This window comes from Devosia ureilytica (genome assembly GCF_024273195.1).
Classification (GTDB): Bacteria; Pseudomonadota; Alphaproteobacteria; order Rhizobiales; family Devosiaceae; genus Devosia; species Devosia ureilytica.
Window position 1 is genome coordinate 517,031 of the sequence record NZ_JAMZCU010000002.1, and the last position, 18,404, is coordinate 535,434.

An 18,404-nucleotide genomic window follows, 5' to 3' on the forward strand; every position below is an offset into this window, starting at 1 on the left:
TCGACTTAGACGAATGGGAAGCGCTAACCTCGACATCCACCAGCCTAAAACGAGGATCGGCCTGTGACAGTTACACTGCATTTCCACGGAGCGTCGGGCACGGTAACCGGCTCCTGCTATCGCGTGGTCCACCAGAAGGGGCAGTTTCTCGTCGACTGCGGCCTGTTCCAGGGCAACAAGAGCGTGCGCGAGCTCAATCTCAAGCCGACGCCATTTGATCCCAAAGCCATTGATTTCCTGCTGCTGACCCACGCCCATATCGATCACGCAGGCCTTTTGCCCAAACTCTATGCCCAGGGCTGGCGCGGACCGATGTGGATGACCGAGCCTACCGCCGGCCTGCTCGAATATCTGCTGCCCGATAGCGCCAGCATCCAGGAAGGCGAGGCCGAACGCGAAACCCGCAAGCGCAGCCGTCGGGGGGACGAGCCGGTTAAGCCGCTCTATTCCATGGCAGATGCCGAAGAGGCGCTCGATCACCGCCAGACCTGCCGCTATGGCGAATGGATTGAGCCGGGGCCGGGGGTGCGGGCGCGATATTGGAACGCCGGACATATCATCGGCTCGGCCTCCATCGAGGTGGAAGTGCTCGACGGCGACGACAAGCCGGTTCGGCTGATGTTTTCGGGCGATATCGGGCCAGACGAGAAGGTGTTCTACAACGAGCCCGAAGGGCCCTCGGGCTTTGACTATATCCTATGCGAAAGTACCTATGGCGGGCGCGAACGCGCCGACTATACGCTGCAAGAACGGCGCGCGGCGCTCAAGGCCGAAATCCAGGCGGCCATGCAACGCGGCGGCAATCTGATCATTCCGACCTTCGCGGTCGAGCGCAGCCAGGAATTGCTCCATGACATCGGCACGCTGATCAAGACCGGCGAGATCGATCCGCGCCTGGTGGTGCTCGACAGCCCGCTGGCGAGCAAGGTCACCGGCGTCTATCGCAAATATGCGCGCATGTTCGAGGACACGGAGCTGAGCGCCGACGAATTGTTCAACGACGAGCGGTTCCGCATCATCGAGGCGGTGGAGGACAGCAAGGCCCTCAACGCCATCAAGGGCGGGGCGATCATCATGTCGGCCTCGGGCATGGCCGATGCCGGGCGCATCAAGCACCATCTGCGCAACAATCTCATCCGCTCCAATGCTACTGTCCTGTTCGTGGGCTATCAGGCGCCGGGTACGCTGGGGCAGGTCATCCTTTCGGGGGCCAGGGAGGTGCGTATCCATGGTTCGCTGGTGCCGGTGCGCGCGGCGATCCGCTCCATGGGCAATTATTCCGCCCATGCCGATCATTCCGAGCTGATGGACTGGATCGCCCATCGCCTGCCGGCGCATGGGGCGCTGTTTCTCACCCATGGCGAAGAAGAAGAACGCAATGCCCTGCGCGCCGCGCTGATCAATGCGGGCAAGCTCGGGGGCGACCAGGTCATCCTGCCTGAGCTGGATGATTTCTTCGAGCTCACCGCCGCGGGCGTGCAGGCCGCCAGGACCCCCGCTGCCCGGCGCGTCGATCTCAAGCAGATGCCCTCGGACTGGCACAATGCTTTCTCCGATTTCACCATCCGTCTCAGCCAGCGCCTGCACGACCTGCCCGACGCCGAAAAGCTCGAACTGATGCAGGCGTTGCAGGGCCGGCTGTCCGAGATGGGCGCCGAGCCCAGCCCGAAAGGCCGGCCGACCCCGGTGACGCCGGTGGAGACTGCGGGGTATGACGAATAGGGGTCAGTGTTCCAGGCTCACCCAACCCTCATTCCCTCCCCATCTAGGGGAGGGAGGCGCAAGGCCGAGATGCCAGTGTTCATCGTCTTCCCCCTTGTGGGGATCGATCAAGGGTGGGGGGTCTGTGAATGCCCCTCCAGCGTCTCCACCCGTTCTGCCAGCGCCTGCACGGCGGCCACCAGTGGGGCGATGAATTGGTCGTAGCGCAGGGCCTGTTGGCTTTGAGGGTCGGTTGGGTCGGCCAACACATGGCCACCGAAGTCCACTCCAAGGCGCTCGGTCACTTCGGCCACCTGCTGGGCGATCAGTCCATAATGAGTACTTGTGTCACCGCCCTTCCACTGGAACTGCACCGGCTCCAGCGCCTGGATGAAATCAAGGCCCAGAGCGCTGGGCGCCACGGCAATCTTGTGCCGGCGGTCAGAGGTCTGGATCGTGCCGGTGGCTGACCACACGGCTGACCAGCGGGCGCCACTGGTGCCAAGGGTCAGGGTATTGTCACTGGCCGGGCCGAGGACGCCGGCAATGCTCACCGCCGCCGTTGTCGCGTGGATGGCAATGGCATCGGTCCAGCCAGACCCGTCGGGGCTGACCTTGATGCGCCAGTGATCGTCGCCCATCAGCCCCATTTCGGCGCGGCCCGACCAGTTGGACTGAAAGAGCAGGCTGGCGGTATCGCCGCTGCTTGCCTTGTTGAGCTTGAGCTGATGCCCGGCTCCCTCGTGAGTGAGGAGGGTCGCTGCAGCAGCGACGGCGAGGCGATTGGTGCCATCGGCGCTTGTATTAATGCCCAGTTGCGGCAGGCCGGACCCGGTGGCGGCCACCGCGACCCAATCGGCGCCGGTAAAGACCTGCAAAGTGCCGCTGGCCCGGTCGAACACCTGCCAGCCTTCGGCCGGATCATAAAAGCGCCAGGCGCCATCCTGCCAGGCGGCGATTTCATCGCCATGGCCGGCCCAGTCGTCACTGGCGCCCGACGGGACCAGAAAGGCCTCGCCGGGCAGCGGTGTCACCGGCGGACTGGTCAGCACCGTTGATTCCACCACCGGCTGCACCAGCGCGTCGAGGCGGTTGAGGGCATCATTGTGGGTAATGTGCTTGAGGGCCTGCCCGGCCATGATGAAGGGCAGGGAAAGGCGGGAGGTGTCGTTCATGGAAGGCTCCTGTGTGATCGGGGAACCCAGTGTGCGGCGGCGGGAGCTTCCGGGGATAAGTGCCCTGCGGGCGGTCGGAAACCGTTCCGACAGCCCAGTTTGCCGGACGGTGCGGACACCTCCGGGTTTGAAATAGAGCGGGGTCCCGAGACGGCCTCCGTCTCAAAGGATAGGTAAAAAAACGAAACGAAGCCGTCTCGGGACGCTAGCCATTCGCGCGTAGCGCTTATGGCCTTCTCGCCTCAAATCTCTCCACCGGAGAGATTTGCCCGGCGGGACGGATCGAAGTTTCTCGTTAGGGGGGACCTTGCTGGACTATTCCGGGGACAGCATCCAAGTGCTGCCCACAGTATCCGGACTATCATCCAGTGCCTCCCAGACCGTGGCGGCAAGCGACTACCCCACGCCCGGCTTTCCCCCCGCAACCGTTCGCTGCAGTCCGCCCTTTCACGGGAGAGATGGCGAGGAGTATGGGGGATGGCTGAGGGACCGAGGATAACTATTTTGGAACAAGGTCCGCTGATGACCCTCGGCGCCGCTGCCTAAACCACCGCCACGCTCTTTCGCTGCGTTGCCACGAACGCCGCGATGAAGCTTGCGCTCATCAGCAGGACAATGGTGGGGGCGGGGGCGCTGTCGAGGAAGAAGCTGAGATAGACGCCGAAGAGACTGCAGGTGACGGAAATGCCCATCGCCACCACCAGCATCATGCCAAAGCGCCTGGTGATGAGGAACGCGATGGCGCCCGGCGCGATCAGCAGCGCAATGACCAGCACGATGCCCACCGCCTGGAGCGCGCCCACAATGGTCAGCGATATCATGGCGAGCAGGCCATAATGCAACAGGCGGGTGTCGAGGCCGATGGCCCCGGCCTGCTGCGGATCAAAGATGAAGAGCATCAGGTCGCGCCACTTGGCCGCAACAATGCCAACCACGAGCACGCCGATGATAATGGCCAGCACAATGTCATCGCTGCCAACGCCCAGCATATTGCCAAACAGGATATGGTCGAGATGCACATCGGTGGTGATGGCGGTGTAAAGCACGATCCCGAGGCCAAAAAGCCCGGCAAAGACCACGCCCATCACCGTGTCTTCCTTGATGCGCGAGTTCTCCTTGAGGAAACCCACCGAGAGGGCACAGACCATGCCGGCGATAAAGGCGCCGATGCCGAGGGGAATGCCGACGATATAGGCCAGTACCACCCCGGGCAGCACGGCATGGGAAATAGCGTCGCCCATCAGCGACCAGCCCTTGAGCACGAGAAAGCAGGAGAGCAGCGCAGTGGGCACGGCCACCAGCGCGGCAATGACCATGGCCTGCACCATGAAGGGAAACTGGAACGGCCAGACCAGCCAGTCGAACACGGAAACCATCACGCGGCCTCCTCGGCAATGCGGCGGCGGGCGGCGAGCCAGCCGTGCTTGGGCGCGAACACGAAGGCGGCGAGGAACACCAGCGTCTGCAGCACCACGATGATGCCGCCGGTGGCGCCATCAAGGAAATAGCTCAGATATGCCCCGATCAACGAGGACAGCACGCCCACGGTGATGGCGATGATGATCAGGCGCGCGAAGCGGTCGGTGAGGAGATAGGCGGTGGCGCCGGGGGTGACGACCATGGCGATGACCAGAAAGGCGCCCACGGTCTGCATGGCGGCAACCGTGGCCGCGCTCAAAAGCGTGAAGAAAATCGCCTTGAGCCAGGTGGTCCTCAGCCCGATGGAGCGGGCATGGCTCTCATCGAAAAAGGTGACCATCAAGTCCTTCCAGATCACCAGCATAACCGCCAGCGTCACCACCGAGATCAGCACCAGTTGGATCGTATCTTCCGGGGTGATGGCCAGGATATTGCCCAGGACGATGGATTGCACGTCCACGGAGGTGGGAGAGACGGACACCATGAACAGGCCAAGGCCGAAAAACCCGGTGAAGATCAACCCGATGACTGCGTCCTCCTTGAGCCGGGTGCGCTGGGAGAGAAACAGCATGGCCCCTGCGGCGAGCCCGCCCGAAATAAAGGCGCCCAGCGAAAACGGCAGGCCCAGCATATAGGCGCCGGCGACCCCCGGGACGATGGAATGGGAGAGCGCATCCCCGATCAGCGACCAGCCCTTGAGCATGAGATAGGCCGAAAGGAAGGCACAGACGCCGCCGACCAGCGCCGAAACCCACATGGCATTGACCATGTAATTGTAGCCGAAGGGCTCGAGCAGCACCTCAATCATCGGTCGGGCCCGACTGCTGATGCGCCTCATTGCCCTTTTCGCCATAGAACACCAGTGGTCGCTCGTCGTCGGTCAGGACCGAGAGATGGCGCGGGTCGTCATCGGCATGCAGGCCCGGTCCCGACAGCACGAAATGGCGCAGCACGCCGCCAAAGGCGATTTCGAGCTTTTCGCGGGTGAACACCTCGGCGGTGGGGCCGGCGGCCAGCACCGTGCCCTTGACCAGCACCGTGCGGTCGCAGAATTCGGGCACCGAGCCCAGATTATGGGTGGAGACCAGGATCACTTTGCCCTCGTCTCGCAGGTCGCGAAGCAGGGCGATAATGGCATCCTCGGTCTTGACGTCGACCCCGGTGAAGGGCTCGTCGAGCAGGATCACCTCGCCCTCCTGGGCCAGGGCGCGGGCAAGAAAGACGCGCTTTTTCTGTCCGCCCGAAAGTTCGCCGATCTGGCGCTTGGCGAAGTCTGTCATGTTGACGCGGGCGAGCGCCGAGGCGACCTTTTGGCGGTCCACGGCGCGCGGAATGCGCAGGATATTCATGTGGCCGAACCGGCCCATCATGACGACGTCTTCCACCAGCACCGGAAAATTCCAGTCGACATCCTCGGACTGCGGCACATAGGCAATTTTGTTCTGCCGCTGTGCCTCGCGGCCATGCTGGCCAAGGATGGAAATGCTGCCGCTGGTGACCGGCACAAAGCCCATGATGGCCTTGAAAATGGTGGACTTTCCCGCGCCATTGACCCCCACCAGCGCAGTGATGGAGCCGCGCGGCGCGGTAAAGCTGGCGTGCTTGAGTGCCGTGGTGCCATTGCGATAGGCCACGGTGATGTCATCAATGGCAAGGCCGGGCGCGATGGTCATTGGCTGAGGCCCGCGACAATGGTGCTGGTGGTGACGCTGAGGAGATCGAGATAGGTCGGCACCGGCCCATCCGCTTCCGATAGCGAATCCACATAAAGCACCCCGCCATAGGCGATGCCGGTTTCGCGCGCCACCTGCTCGGCCGGCTTGGAAGAAATGGTGCTCTCCGAAAAGATCACCGGGATCTGGTGTTCGCGCACCGCGTCAATGACGTTGCGCACCTGGCGCGGCGTGCCCTGCTGGTCGGCATTGATCGGCCAGAGATAGAGCTCCTTCAACCCGAAGTCGCGCACCAGATAGGAAAAGGCGCCCTCCGAGGTGACGAGCCAGCGCCTATCCTCGGGGATGGCGGCGAGCGCCAGGCGCATCGGCTCGACCGTCGCGGTGATCCTGGCCGCATAGGCCGCCGCATTGGCATTATAGGTCGCCGCATTGGCCGGATCGACTTCGACAAAGGCGGCGCGGATGTTCTCGACATAGATCAGCGCATCGCTCGGCGACATCCAGGCATGGGGGTTGGGCTTGCCCTCATAGGGCCCCTCGCCAATGCCCATCGGTTCAATGCCCTCGGTCAGGATAGCGCTCGGAACATCGGGCAGATTGTCGAGGAACTGGGCGAACCATTGTTCCAGATTAAGCCCGTTCCAGAGGATCAGATCGGCGTCCTGCGCCGCGACGAGATCGCCGGGGGTCGGCTGGTAATTGTGGATCTCTGCACCCGGCTTGGTGATCGACACCACATCGGCCGCCTCCCCCGCCACATTGGCCGCCATATCGGCCAGAATGGTGAAACTGGTCACCGCCTTGATCCGCTCCTGCGCCGCAGCGGGAAGCCCAAAGGCCAGCGGGGCGGTAAGAATGAGCACGGTGAGCAGGCGGCGCATGAACAACTCCGGTTTGGACGCTGCTAGAAATAGTGCAATTGCAAATCATTCGCAAGTGGGGCGGGCGATGTAGTGTTGACGTGGCGAGACCGAACCGACACAACGAAAATCCATCGACAGGGTGACCCATTGCCAACGCTGCTTTCCCATCTCGCCACCATCCCGCTTTTTGCCGGTCTGGTTCTGTCGACAACCATGCCCGAAGTCGCGAACGTGGCCGCCATTGCCTGCATGGTGGCAGGGCTCGGGCTGGTATTCATCGACGCAAAGGCCCGGCAGGTGGCTGCAGGTCCGCCCTTTCAACTACTATATGTGGCGGGGCTGATCCTGCTGACTGCCCTTATTCCCACTGCGAAAAGCCTTGAACATCTGGCCGCAATCTTGATCCTGGTGCCCCTGTGGCTGGCCGGTCCCTATGCCGGTCTGATTGCCAAAGCGCCGGCGCGGCTGCTCTCCCCGTTCTGGCTTGGATGCATGGCCGCTGCCGGCACTCTGGGCGCTGTTTTAATTGCTGCTTATGACGTGGTGTTCTTGCAGATGCGGCGAGGAGGTTTTTCGGTCAACAATCCCATCCATTTGGCAGATCTTGCCGTGGCCTTGGGATTTCTCGCGCTTGTGGGCCTGTTTAGTGGCCATCGCTGGCGCTTCTTCTTCCTGCTCGGCCCCGCTCTGGCTTTGGTCGCAGTGCTGCTTTCAGGCTCAAGAGGGCCATTGCTGGCCCTACTGGTGCTGAGTGTTCTGGCAACCATCTACTACATCATCATGATCTGGCGACCGTCGCGGGCCACTTTGCTTGTGGTCGGCCTCGCGCTGGCCGTGGCCGTGATGGTGGCCCCTTTTATCTCATTTGAGCTGGGGAGTGGGCGCCAGCTTCGCCTGGTCAGCCTGGCGCAGAGCGTGCTCAGTGGTGAGGCCGCGGACGGATCAACCAATGAGCGCCTCTACATGCTGCGCAGCGCTTGGGGAGCCTTTCAGGCATCGCCGATCTATGGCCATGGCCTAATCGACTACACGGTCAGCGCCGCCCAGTTTGGACCGCAGGACAACCCGTACCGGCCCTCAAGCCATCTGCATAACGACATCGCCGACTTCGCAGTGATCGGTGGCCTGACGGGGCTGATCTGCTACCTTTTGGTGCTGATCGCGCCGCTTTACGGGGCACGGCGCGCAGGGGCGGAACAGCGGCCGCTGCTGATGTTCATTGCCTTGATGGCTAGCGCAGGATATCTGGTCATGGGCCTGACCAATGCGATGATGGGCGTGCTCACTCAGACCGTACTCTATGGACTGATGCTGGCGCTTATTGGCGTTCTGGCTCGGGAAGAGCGGGCATGAACAAGTCCTTGCACATTGCCCTCACCTTCGATGACAATTTTTGGGCACCGGCTTATGCGGTTATGCGCTCGATTTGCCTGTCGACGCGACGGCGTGGAGAGATTGTGTTTTATCTCCTCCATATGCCGCTAAGCGCGGAACACCGGGCCGATCTTGCCAGGATAACTGAGGAGTTCGGGGCCGCCCTGGTCTTCTATCCCCTCGTAGGCGAGCCGTTTTTTGAAGACTTTGTCGCTGGCTTGCCACAAGGCGGGCGCTGGCCAAAGGTTGTTTATGCCCGCATGCTGCTTCCCGGCCTGCTGCCGCAAGAGGTCGAGCGGGTGATCTATCTCGATTGCGACATGCTGGTGCGTGCCCCCATCGAGGAACTTTACGACATCGATCTCGCCGGCAAGCCATTGGGCGCAGTGCGCGACGCACTGGCGCCATTCATTCCCATGCGCCGAGACATGATCCAGAACGCCGATTTGTTCGACGGCGCCGATCCCTATTTTAACTCGGGAATGCTGGTCATCGACCTCGATCTGTGGCGGCAGATGGACCTGCGCGCAGAAATTGATGCGCTAGCCAAGCGCGGTATTCTGGCCAAGCTCTATTTCGACCAGGATCTGCTCAATCTGATTTTCCGCGATAAATGGCAGGCGCTGCCATGGCGCTGGAATACCATCGATGCGCACGAGGCCCACGAAGCGCTCGATCCGGCGATCCTGCATTTCACCAAGCCTGCCAAGCCTTGGGGCATTTTCGCCGGCATCCTGCGCAGCACTGCTTATGCACGTTGGTACCGCCACGTGATGACCAATGCGCTATTCTACCGCTTTGCCCGACACCGCTGGAAACGCTGGTGGCTTAAGCGGTTGAGGCTCACCTGATCCATGAGCATGCATGTCGCATTGACGTTCGACGACAATTTCTGGGCACCGGCCTACGCCACCATGCGCTCGGTCTGCCTGTTCACCCACAGTCGTCAAGCTCTGGTCTTTCATCTCTGCCATCGGACGTTGAGTGCTGCGCACCGCGCCGACCTCGAAAAGATCATCGAAGAATTTCCGGTTGAACTACGCTGGTACGATCTGGACCAGTCGGAGCTGTTTCAAGACATCGCGGCCCGAATGCCCGAGAATACGCGGCTTTCCAACATCGTCTATGCCCGGCTTATGATAGATCGGTTGGTGGGGTCGGAGGTCGCTCGCATCCTCTATCTCGATTGCGACATGCTGGTGCGCGAGGATGTAAGTTTCCTCTTTGAACTTGATCTTGAAGGCAAAGCCATAGCCGCAGTGCGCGATCCCGTCGGTGCGCTGATTACCGGCCAACGCGATCTGGCGCGGAACCGTGACCTGTTCGATCCGGCTGATTGCTATTTTAACGCCGGCATGGTGCTCATCGATGTTGCAAGCTGGCGCGAGGCCGACATTATCGGCCGCATGGAAGCGGCCTATGCGTCGGGGGTGATGCAGCGCATCTATTACGACCAGGATCTGCTGAACCTGATCTTCAAGGACAAGTGGCTCAAGCTTCCCTGGCGCTGGAACACCATCGACGCGCGCCACGCGCATGAAGGGCTCGACCCGGCAATTCTGCACTACACCGGCGAAAACAAGCCCTGGGGCGTGTTGTCGGGCATGCTGCAGTCCGTGGCTTACGCTCGGCTCTATCGCCACGTGATGACCAATGATCTCTTCTACCGCTTTGCCCGGCATCGCTGGAAGCGGTGGTGGAAGAAAAAGCTGGGATTGGGCCGCTAGGCGAGCGAAGCCGGGTCCAGCCCCTCGGCGGCGCAGAGGGCGGCCAGCGCACTGCCCTTCGCCGGCAGGGGCAGCCCGGCGCGACCGCGGTCGGTGAGCTGGCTGCGCCAGAGGTGGACGCCCAATGTCTGGGCGGTAATGGCGGTCTCAAGGCTGGAGCCCGGCCGCATCAGGGCCGGAATAGCTTCATAGGGCACGGGGTAGAAGGTCGCCGCGGGGCGCACCTGATCGGTAAGGCCGTGCCGCGCCACGTAATGGGTGAGGGCCATGGGACCGGTAGCGCCATATTGCATGTGCTCTGGCGTGACCCGGTCGCCGACCAGCCGTCGGATGGCCACTTCAATGCGGCGCATCGGCGGCAGGTGCGGCTCGAAAAGCGGGCGTTTTGGGGTCTCGAAAATGCTGATCAGGTCCGCCAGGAGCGGCGCGTTGGGCGGCATGTGCAACACAGCGCCATTGACCGAACCGGGCCGCTCCCAGGCAAAGAGGTAATCGGGCGGCCCTGCAATAGGCCGGACGCAATAGATGTCGAGATCGGCATAGACGCCCAATCCCAAGCGCAATACCGCGTAGCGGAAGTGGTCCGAGAATACCCCCGGTGTGCCGCGCCCCTTATAGAAAACCAGCTTCTCCCTGGGCAGTACGTCGGCAGCGTCGCGCCATTGGGCGCCCTCGGGCAGGCCTTCCATGGCGTCATAGGAATAAACCAGAACGCGATGGCCCTGCCGGATAAAGGACGTGATGCACAGCACTTCGAGCCAGCTCAGCGGGCCGTGCCAGAAGCTGACGATTGTGGGTAGGGTCATGGGGTGCTCGCGCCGATCCGTGGAGCGCATCTAGCATGGCAGGGGGCGCGAGAAAACCGCCGCACACTTGCGAGCACGGCGGCGGAGGTCTTGCATGGGATCAGTTTTCAGTTGGCGGCTGACCTGCGGCGATATTCCGAGGCCAGGTAGATGACGACCAGCGCAAAAACCGCGCCGATCCCAACCTGCAGCCAGTCGAATTTCTGCAGGAAGTCGGTGATGAACAGGGTCGCGTTGAAGCTCTCCTGCCCCTCGAACACCTTGTCGAGGTGATTGGTCGACCCTGGCATGGTCGAGCGATAGGTCAGATAGGCCCAGGTGCGGGTGGCAAAGGGGTGCATGCCACCCAGCGTGACCCACTCGAGCGCCGAAATCACCGTGGGCAGCAATAGCGCCAGGGGAATGGCCCAGCGGCCGACGGCGCTGCCCATGGCGCCCACCAGCGCCATATAGGGCAGATACCAGAGGAGGCCGCAGACCATGACCACGAGGAAGACGAGCGCCATCTGCACATAAATGCCGGCAATGGTCCCCAGCAGGGCAGCGTTGCCGAGCCCTGCAATCATGGCGGTGACATAGGCGACGCCGAACATGATCAGGATGCTGACCAGCGCCACGCCAAAGACCGCGCCGGGCAGGATGGTGAGGGCGGCCGCAAGCTTGCTCAGGAGCACCTTGAGGTCGCTGACCGGCATGGACTTCCAGAACAGCATGGCATTGTTGCGCTTATCGGCGGCAAAGCCATCGGCGCAATAGAAGAACAGCACAAAGCCAAGATAGGACAGCCAGGCGCCCGCAAGGCCGGCAAAGCCGGCTTCAAACACCCAGGTCGGGACGACGAACGACAGCTGGCCGGTCATGCGGCTGTCGAGCCGGTCGACGCTGAAGGCCAGGAGCGCCAGGGTGAACACCACGCCCACCAGCACCAAAGGCGCAATCAGGAAGGCGCCGCGATGCTCGATGAACTCGCGGTGGACGAGAGCGAAGAAGGCCTTCATCGGGCGGTCTCCGGGTTTGCGGTGGGACGCTGCATCAGCGCCACGAAGAGATCGGACATGGTCGGGGTTGAGACCCGGCCCAGCGGTTCAAGTTTTTCGCGGTCCTGGCCATCGAAGATGAACACTGTCTGACCAAAGCGGGTTTCCTCATAGACCGGGTTCATGGCCCGCGCCTTGTCCTGCGCCTCGGGCTCATTGGTGACGAGCTGGGAAAACTTCTCGCTGACCGTTTCCATCTGCATATGGAGGATCAATTCACCATCGCGGATGAACATGATGTCGGAGAGCATGAACTCGATCTCGTCCACCTGGTGAGTGGTGATGATCAAGGTGCGCTCCTCGGTCATATAGTCTTCCAGCAGGCGCCGGTAGAAGCGCTTTCGATAGGTGATGTCGAGGCCGAGCGTGGGTTCGTCCAGCACCAGGAGCTTGGCGTCGATGGCCATGACCACGGCGAGATGGAGCTGCGCGATCATGCCCTTGGACAAGGTCTTGATCTTCATCTCGGGCCTGATGTCGGTGCCCTCGAGGAACTGACGCGCCTTTTCGGGGCTGAAATTGGGGTGGATATTGGTGAGCAACGCAAAAAGCTCGCGCACCCGAAGGAAGCGCGGCAGGCTTGCGACGTCGGAAATGAAGGCGACGTTTTCCATCAGCTTGGCGCGGCGGGCGAAAGGGTCTTCGCCCAGAACGCGGATGGTGCCCTCATAGCTGGTCAGGCCCAGCATGGCATTGAGCGTGGTTGTCTTGCCCGCGCCATTATGGCCGATCAGCCCATAGATGCGGCCGGCGGGAATGTCGAAGTCGAGCCCATGCAGGATCTGCTTGCGGCCAAAGGACTTGGAAAGCCCCCGGGCCGATACGATGGGATCGGCGGATGCGGAAAGGTCACTCATTTCTTCTGTCCCTCAGGCGTGCTGTCGGTGCTGACCAGGTCCTTGAGATCGAGGTCCAGTGCCTTGATCTGCGCGGCGATGCGCGGCCAGTCTTCCTTCAAGAATTTATCGCGTTCATGGGCCAAAAGGCCTGACCGTGCTCCGGCGGTAACGAACATTCCCAGTCCCCTGCGTTTTTCGACCACACCAATATCGACCAAGGCTTCGAAGGCCTTGGTGACCGTCAACGGATTGACCGAAAGATCGGCGGCGATCTGGCGCACCGAGGGCAGTGCTTCGCCCTCATTGACCTGTCGGCGCAGGATCATCTCGATCAGCCGTTGCCGGATCTGAACGAAGATCGGCTGGCTGGCGTGAAAATCATCCATGTGTCTTGCCTATCTAGTGTGCTAGATATGTAGCACACTATAATCGGGTGTCAATGGGGGGCGGCAACTTTGGGTTATGCGGTTAGCTCACCCCCACCCTTGATCCCTCCCCACAAGGGGGAGGGAGACGATGAACACTGGCATTTCATCCAACGCCTCCCTCCCCTTGATGGGGAGGGAATGAGGGTGGGGTGATTTCGGGTGCGCCGCGTCGAGGGATCGCAGCACCCCCTCCCTAGCTTCGCTAGGCCTGGTCAGGCCAAGCTGCGCTACCCTCCCCTCAAGGGGGAGGGTGATGTGTGGGTGCTGCCGGTCAATAGTGCCGAATTGGGCCCCTACATCCCCAGCCGGTCTTTCAGTGCGTACCACCACGAACCGAGCGTCGAATATTGCGCGCGGAACATGCGGCCGCCGGGGAAGGGGATCCAGGGCAGGCTGGCGAAAGTGTCGAAGCGGGTCATGTCGCCACGCACGGCTTCGCCGAGGATGCGCCCGAACAGGTGCGATCCGGTAATGCCGTGACCTGAATAGCCATGGGCGAAGTAGACGTTCTTGCCCAGCCGGCCCAGTTGCGGGACCCGCGAGAAGGACAGGGCGAAATTGCCGCTCCAGGCATAGTCGACCCGCACATCCTTGAGCTGGGGGAACACCTTGTCCATGTTGGGCCGGAGCTTGGCCTCGACATCGGCCGGGTCGGTGCCGCCATAAACGACACCGCCGCCAAAGATCAGCCGGTGATCGGCCGACAAGCGGAAATAATCCAGAATATAGCGCACATCCTCAACGCACATGCCGGTGGGCAATAGCGCTCTGGCACGCTCCTCGCCCAGCGGCTCGGTGGCCATCATCTGGGTGGAAACCGGCATCACGCGGGCCGTCAGCTCGGGCACCACATTGCCCAGATAGGCATTGCCGCAGACCAGCGCCGTCTTGGCCTTGATCCGGCCACTGGCGGTGTGAACCGTCGCGCCAGTGGCATCCTGCTCGACCCTGGTGACGGGCGAATGCTCAAAAATCCGGCCGCCGAGGCTTTCGAGCGCGGCTGCCTCCCCCAGGGCCAGATTGAGCGGGTGCATATGTCCGCCCGACCGGTCGATCATGCCGCCGCAATAAACGTCCGAGCCGATATGCTGGCGGATCTGGTGCTGGTCCAGCAATTCATGGTCGTCCATGCCATGGGTGCGCCACAGCGCCTGCTTGGCCCTAAGCTCGTCCATATGCTTGGGGGTATAGGCCGCATAGATATTGCCGCGCCTCAAGTCGCAATCGATGCCGTAGCGCGCGATCCGATCATAGATGATCCCCGCGCCTTCCTGGAGCAGGCCGCCGACGAAATTGGCGGTCGCGTCGCCATAGCGGCGCTGGATGGTGCCAAGGCTGGCATTGAGCCCATTGACCACCTGTCCGCCATTGCGGCCCGAAGCGCCCCAGCCCACTTCTGCCGCTTCCACAACAACGACCGAAAAGCCGTGTTCAGCCAGACTAATGGCCGCCGAGAGGCCCGAATAGCCGGCCCCGACCACGCAGATTTCGGCCTCAACTTGCCCGGCCAGCGTCACCGGCTGGCGGACGATATTGCGTGATGCCGCGTAATAGCTGGGAGGATAGGGCGAATTTGCCTGCGGCGTTTCGGACATCACACCGCCTCCAGATAGGCGGAAAATTCGAGATCGGTCACCTGCGAGGCAAAGCCGGCAATCTCCTGGCGCTTGCAGGCCACGAACATGGATTGCAGCGCATTGTCGAAAATGCGCGGCACCATGCCACCGTCCTCAAAGGCATTGACCGCCGAGGCCCAGTCGGCCGGCAGCTTGGGCAAGCGCTCGGAATAGGCGCGTCCCTTGAACGGCTTTGGCGGCTTGATCTGGTCTTCGATGCCCACAAGCGCGGCGCCGAGAATGCCGGCCAGCACCAGATAGGGATTGGCGTCGGCGCCCGAAACGCGGTGCTCGATGCGGCGCGCCTTGGGATTGCCGCCCGGAATGCGAACCGCCGTGGTGCGGTTTTCATAGCCCCAGGACACGGCGCTGGGCGCATGCGTGTCGGGCCGGAGGCGCCGGTAGGAGTTGAAATGGGGCGCAAAGAGCAGCGTGGTTTCAGCCATGCCGGCGAGCAGGCCGCCTACAGCGTGGTGCATGACTTCCGAACCGCTTTCGGTGCCATCGTCAAAGACATTGACGCCGGACACGTCGTTGAGGCTGAAATGCACGTGAAAGCCATTGCCCGAGCGGGCGCCATAGGGCTTGGCCATGAAGGTGGCGACCAGATTGTGCTTGCGCGCCACGCCCTTGACGATGCGCTTGAACAGCACCGCGTCATCGGCGGCCTTGAGTCCATCGGTATGGAGCAGGTTGATTTCGAACTGGCCGATGCCGTTTTCCGCCACCGCGGTATCGGCGGGCACATTCTGCTGCTCGCATTGGAGATAAACGTCGCGGAAGAACTCGCCAAAATCCTCCAGCTCGTCGAGCGAAAGAATGGCGTCCGAATCGAGCCGCTTGCCGGTATAGGGCGAAATCGGCGGCTGCGCCGAATCGGGGTTGGGATCGACGAGGTAGAATTCGAGCTCGGTGGCGACAACGGGTTTGAGACCATGTTCGGCATAGCGCCGGAGCACATGGGCCAGCGCCTGGCGCGGATCGCCCAGGAACGGCGTGCGCGCATCCTCGAACAGCCAGAGCGGAATCATGGCGCTGGGGCGCGTGGTCCAGTTGATGGGCAGCGCGCCGCGCCCCGTGGGGCTGCAGATGCCATCGGTATCACCACTGGAAAAGACCATGGGGTTGCCCACGATATCCTCGCCCCACACATCCACGCCGACAATCGAAAGCGGCATGCGAATGCCGTTTTCGGCCACGCGGCGCGCCTGGTCGATGGGAATGCGCTTGCCGCGCAAAATTCCGTTGAGGTCGCACACCGCGGTGTGCAGAACTTCCACCTGAGGATTGTCTGCCAGCCAGGAGACAATGTCTTCGTTTGCGATCGTTTCGGAACTCATGCCTGTCCGTCGCCTTTTTTGTATGACATGACTTCAGCCTAGCAGGTGCTGGTGCAGAACGGGAAGCGGGTGCGGCAACAATGCCAAATTCAGACACGCAAAGGCTCCAGCATCGGCCTGTGATCGGGGTTATCGCCTGTGGGCGCACGGTCGAGGGCGAACCGGCCCAGGCGGTCAAGCACCGCTATCTCGAGGCCGTCGAACGATTTGCCGAGGCCGTGCCGCTGATCGTGCCCTCCAACCAGGCCATGGCCAATGCTGCCGAAATCGTGGGGCGCCTCGATGCGCTAGTGCTGACCGGCAGTAATTCCAACATTGCGCCACGCCATTATGGGTCTTCGAGCCAGGGACAGGCCCCCATCGATGATGGTCGCGACGATTTCAGCCAGGCGCTGATCCAGGCGGCGATTACCGCTGCCAAGCCGGTATTCGGCATTTGCCGGGGCCTCCAGGAAATCAATGTGGCGCTGGGCGGTACGCTACGCGACCTGCGCGAGACCGGCCTGGCCGCCAAGCACCATGCGCCCGCCGAGGCCGCGCTGGACGAGATGTTCGGCTATTCCCATCCCATCAAAATCAGCGCCAATGGTATGTTGCACCGTTTTGTCGAGGCCACGACGCTGGTGGTCAACAGCGTTCACTTCCAGGCCATCGACCGCCTGGCCGAGGGACTGGTGGTCAATGCCACCGGCCCCGATGGCGTCATCGAGGCTGTCGCGGCGACCCATACGCCGGCGCCGGTCTTTGCCGTGCAATGGCACCCCGAATGGCTGCCCGAGAACCGGCCGCACGATCTGGCCTTCTGGCATTATCTGGGGGAGGCGGCGCGCATGCGCTATTTGCCGGCCCCGGGCGCGGAGCTGACCCAATGACCCCATTTGCAACCCGATTGTTCATCAATGGCCAGTTCGTCGCGGGCCAGGGCCCGGTCGAAACCGCCTTCGAGCCGGCGCTGGGCAAGCCGCTGGCCGATATTGCCTCTGCCAGCCCGGCGCAGGTCGACGAGGCTGTCCGGGCGGCCCATGCCGCCTATAAGGTCTGGTCAAGGCGCCCCCCGCGTGACCGCAGCGCTGCACTATTTGCCATTGCCGCAGCCATTGAGGCGCGCGCCGATACCCTGGCCGAGGTCGAGTCCCGCAATGCCGGCAAGCCGTTGCGCTTCGTCAAGGCCGGCGAACTGGCCAATGTCGCCGATGTATTTCGCTTTTTTGGCACCGCCGTGCGCAATATGCCCGCCCCGGCGGCGGGCAATTATCGTGGTGCGGGACGCACGAGCCTGGTCCGTCGCGACCCCATCGGCGTGATCGCCCAGATCGCGCCATGGAACTATCCGCTGTTGATGGCGGCCTGGAAGATCGCCCCCGCGATTGCTGCGGGCAATGCGGTGGTGATCAAGCCCTCGGAAATGACGCCGCTGAGCCTTCTGGCGCTGAGCGAAATCTTTGCCGAGATATTGCCGCCCGGCGTCGTCAATGTGGTCTGCGGCAATGGCCCCGATGTGGGGCAGGCGCTGATCACCCATGACCTGGTGCGGATGATTTCGCTGACCGGCGACGTGCGCACCGGCCGTGCGGTGCTGCAGGCCGCCGCCGGGCCGATGATCAAGCGTACCCATCTCGAACTGGGCGGCAAGGCGCCGGTGATCGTCTGTGCCGACGCCGATCTCGATAAACTCGTCGAAACTCTGCGCGAAGCCAGCTTCTACAATGCCGGGCAGGACTGCACTGCCGCCTGCCGCATCCTGGCCCACCGCGATGTGGTCCAGCCGCTGACCGACCGGCTCGAAGCCATGATCGGCGCGCTGGTCTATGGCCGTCCCGAACGGGACGATGTGGAATTCGGCCCGGTGATCAGCGCCCGCCAGCACGAGCGCGTCGATGGTTTTGTCGAGCGGGCGCGGGCAGAGGGCTATGACGTAATGCAAGGCGCCAAGGCCGAAACGGAGGGCTATTTCTTCTCGCCCACGCTGGTGGCGGCCCCTATCGAGGCCGAAATCGTCCAGAAGGAAGTGTTCGGGCCGGTGCTCAGCATCACCCCCTTTGACGACAACCAGCAGGCGCTGGACTGGGCCAATGCCTCCGAATATGGGCTGGGCTCGTCGGTCTGGTCGCAAAAGACCGAAGTGGCGATGGAAATCGCCAATGCGCTCGAATATGGCGTCACCTGGATCAATACCCACGGCGTCATGGCCACCGAAATGCCCCATGGCGGCATGAAGAATTCGGGCTATGGGTCCGATCTCTCCATGCAATCGCTGCTCGACTACACCCAGATCCGCCATCTGATGCTGGGGTAAGCGCCGTCTGATCGACCTTCGATCGCCCGCTTCTGGCCCGCGGCGCCTCGGACGAACTCGCTGAAATCATCCGCCGGCACATTCAGGGGCCCAAGGAGTTCTATCTG

The 18,404-nt window shown here is 62.4% G+C and carries 17 protein-coding genes; 6 read left to right on the forward strand and 11 right to left on the reverse strand.

Translation table 11 applies throughout. The features are described from left to right. Positions 1-63: 63 nt before the first annotated feature. Positions 64-1,722 (forward strand): MBL fold metallo-hydrolase RNA specificity domain-containing protein, encoded by a 1,659-nt coding sequence (locus tag NIM87_RS06605; RefSeq protein ID WP_254673840.1) that lies wholly within the window; start codon positions 64-66, stop codon positions 1,720-1,722. Between the two features lie 107 nt (positions 1,723-1,829). Here NIM87_RS06605 and NIM87_RS06610 read toward each other — a convergent pair whose 3' ends face one another. From NIM87_RS06610 to NIM87_RS06630, 5 genes are all read right to left on the reverse strand, one after another. Continuing rightward, positions 1,830-2,876, reverse strand: a complete 1,047-nt coding sequence (locus tag NIM87_RS06610; protein ID WP_254673841.1) for a DUF2793 domain-containing protein — start codon at positions 2,874-2,876, stop codon at positions 1,830-1,832. Positions 2,877-3,418: 542 nt separating this feature from the next. Beyond that, positions 3,419-4,252: a metal ABC transporter permease gene (locus NIM87_RS06615; protein WP_254673842.1), complete on the reverse strand. Its 834-nt coding sequence runs from the start codon at positions 4,250-4,252 to the stop codon at positions 3,419-3,421. Then, the gene (locus NIM87_RS06620; protein WP_254674084.1) at positions 4,252-5,103 is read right to left on the reverse strand and encodes a metal ABC transporter permease; all 852 of its coding nucleotides are present in this window, start codon (positions 5,101-5,103) and stop codon (positions 4,252-4,254) included. The genes NIM87_RS06615 and NIM87_RS06620 overlap by 1 nt, the downstream gene beginning before the upstream one ends. Further along, on the reverse strand, positions 5,096-5,968 hold the full coding sequence (locus tag NIM87_RS06625) for a manganese/iron ABC transporter ATP-binding protein (protein WP_254673843.1): 873 nt from the start codon (positions 5,966-5,968) through the stop codon (positions 5,096-5,098). The genes NIM87_RS06620 and NIM87_RS06625 overlap by 8 nt, the downstream gene beginning before the upstream one ends. Next, complete coding sequence (locus NIM87_RS06630) at positions 5,965-6,852, reverse strand: metal ABC transporter substrate-binding protein (protein WP_254673844.1); 888 nt, start codon at positions 6,850-6,852, stop codon at positions 5,965-5,967. Before NIM87_RS06630 ends, NIM87_RS06625 begins: the two co-directional genes overlap by 4 nt. Positions 6,853-6,981: 129 nt before the next feature. Here NIM87_RS06630 and NIM87_RS06635 point away from each other — a divergent pair, with 129 nt between their 5' ends. From NIM87_RS06635 to NIM87_RS06645, 3 genes are read left to right on the forward strand one after another with little or no spacing between them, the layout of a single operon-like run. After that, on the forward strand, positions 6,982-8,187 hold the full coding sequence (locus tag NIM87_RS06635) for an O-antigen ligase family protein (RefSeq protein WP_254673845.1): 1,206 nt from the start codon (positions 6,982-6,984) through the stop codon (positions 8,185-8,187). Next, positions 8,184-9,059 carry a glycosyltransferase family 8 protein gene (locus NIM87_RS06640; protein WP_254673846.1) on the forward strand — a complete coding sequence of 292 codons (876 nt, stop codon included), beginning with the start codon at positions 8,184-8,186 and terminating at the stop codon, positions 9,057-9,059. The genes NIM87_RS06635 and NIM87_RS06640 overlap by 4 nt, the downstream gene beginning before the upstream one ends. Positions 9,060-9,062: 3 nt before the next feature. Beyond that, a complete protein-coding gene (locus tag NIM87_RS06645) occupies positions 9,063-9,935 on the forward strand; it encodes a glycosyltransferase family 8 protein (protein ID WP_254673847.1) in 873 nt (290 codons plus the stop codon). Here NIM87_RS06645 and NIM87_RS06650 read toward each other — a convergent pair. From NIM87_RS06650 to NIM87_RS06675, 6 genes are all read right to left on the reverse strand, one after another. Further along, positions 9,932-10,741, reverse strand: a complete 810-nt coding sequence (locus NIM87_RS06650) for a hypothetical protein (RefSeq protein WP_254673848.1) — start codon at positions 10,739-10,741, stop codon at positions 9,932-9,934. The two genes, NIM87_RS06645 and NIM87_RS06650, sit on opposite strands and share 4 nt — an antisense overlap. A 107-nt stretch (positions 10,742-10,848) precedes the next feature. Next, positions 10,849-11,739, reverse strand: a complete 891-nt coding sequence (locus NIM87_RS06655; RefSeq protein WP_254673849.1) for a hypothetical protein — start codon at positions 11,737-11,739, stop codon at positions 10,849-10,851. After that, positions 11,736-12,635, reverse strand: a complete 900-nt coding sequence (locus NIM87_RS06660; RefSeq protein WP_254673850.1) for an ABC transporter ATP-binding protein — start codon at positions 12,633-12,635, stop codon at positions 11,736-11,738. Before NIM87_RS06660 ends, NIM87_RS06655 begins: the two co-directional genes overlap by 4 nt. After that, positions 12,632-13,003, reverse strand: a complete 372-nt coding sequence (locus NIM87_RS06665) for a GntR family transcriptional regulator (RefSeq protein ID WP_254673851.1) — start codon at positions 13,001-13,003, stop codon at positions 12,632-12,634. The genes NIM87_RS06660 and NIM87_RS06665 overlap by 4 nt, the downstream gene beginning before the upstream one ends. 335 nt (positions 13,004-13,338) lie before the next feature. Next, positions 13,339-14,640 carry an NAD(P)/FAD-dependent oxidoreductase gene (locus NIM87_RS06670; RefSeq protein WP_254673852.1) on the reverse strand — a complete coding sequence of 434 codons (1,302 nt, stop codon included), beginning with the start codon at positions 14,638-14,640 and terminating at the stop codon, positions 13,339-13,341. Beyond that, on the reverse strand, positions 14,640-16,001 hold the full coding sequence (locus NIM87_RS06675; protein WP_254673853.1) for a glutamine synthetase family protein: 1,362 nt from the start codon (positions 15,999-16,001) through the stop codon (positions 14,640-14,642). The genes NIM87_RS06670 and NIM87_RS06675 overlap by 1 nt, the downstream gene beginning before the upstream one ends. An 80-nt stretch (positions 16,002-16,081) precedes the next feature. Between NIM87_RS06675 and NIM87_RS06680 the strand changes: the two genes are divergently transcribed. Together NIM87_RS06680 and NIM87_RS06685 are read left to right on the forward strand one after the other, a co-directional pair. Next, positions 16,082-16,873 (forward strand): gamma-glutamyl-gamma-aminobutyrate hydrolase family protein, encoded by a 792-nt coding sequence (locus NIM87_RS06680; protein ID WP_254673854.1) that lies wholly within the window; start codon positions 16,082-16,084, stop codon positions 16,871-16,873. Then, positions 16,870-18,297, forward strand: a complete 1,428-nt coding sequence (locus NIM87_RS06685; protein WP_254673855.1) for an aminobutyraldehyde dehydrogenase — start codon at positions 16,870-16,872, stop codon at positions 18,295-18,297. Before NIM87_RS06680 ends, NIM87_RS06685 begins: the two co-directional genes overlap by 4 nt. Positions 18,298-18,404: the final 107 nt, after the last annotated feature.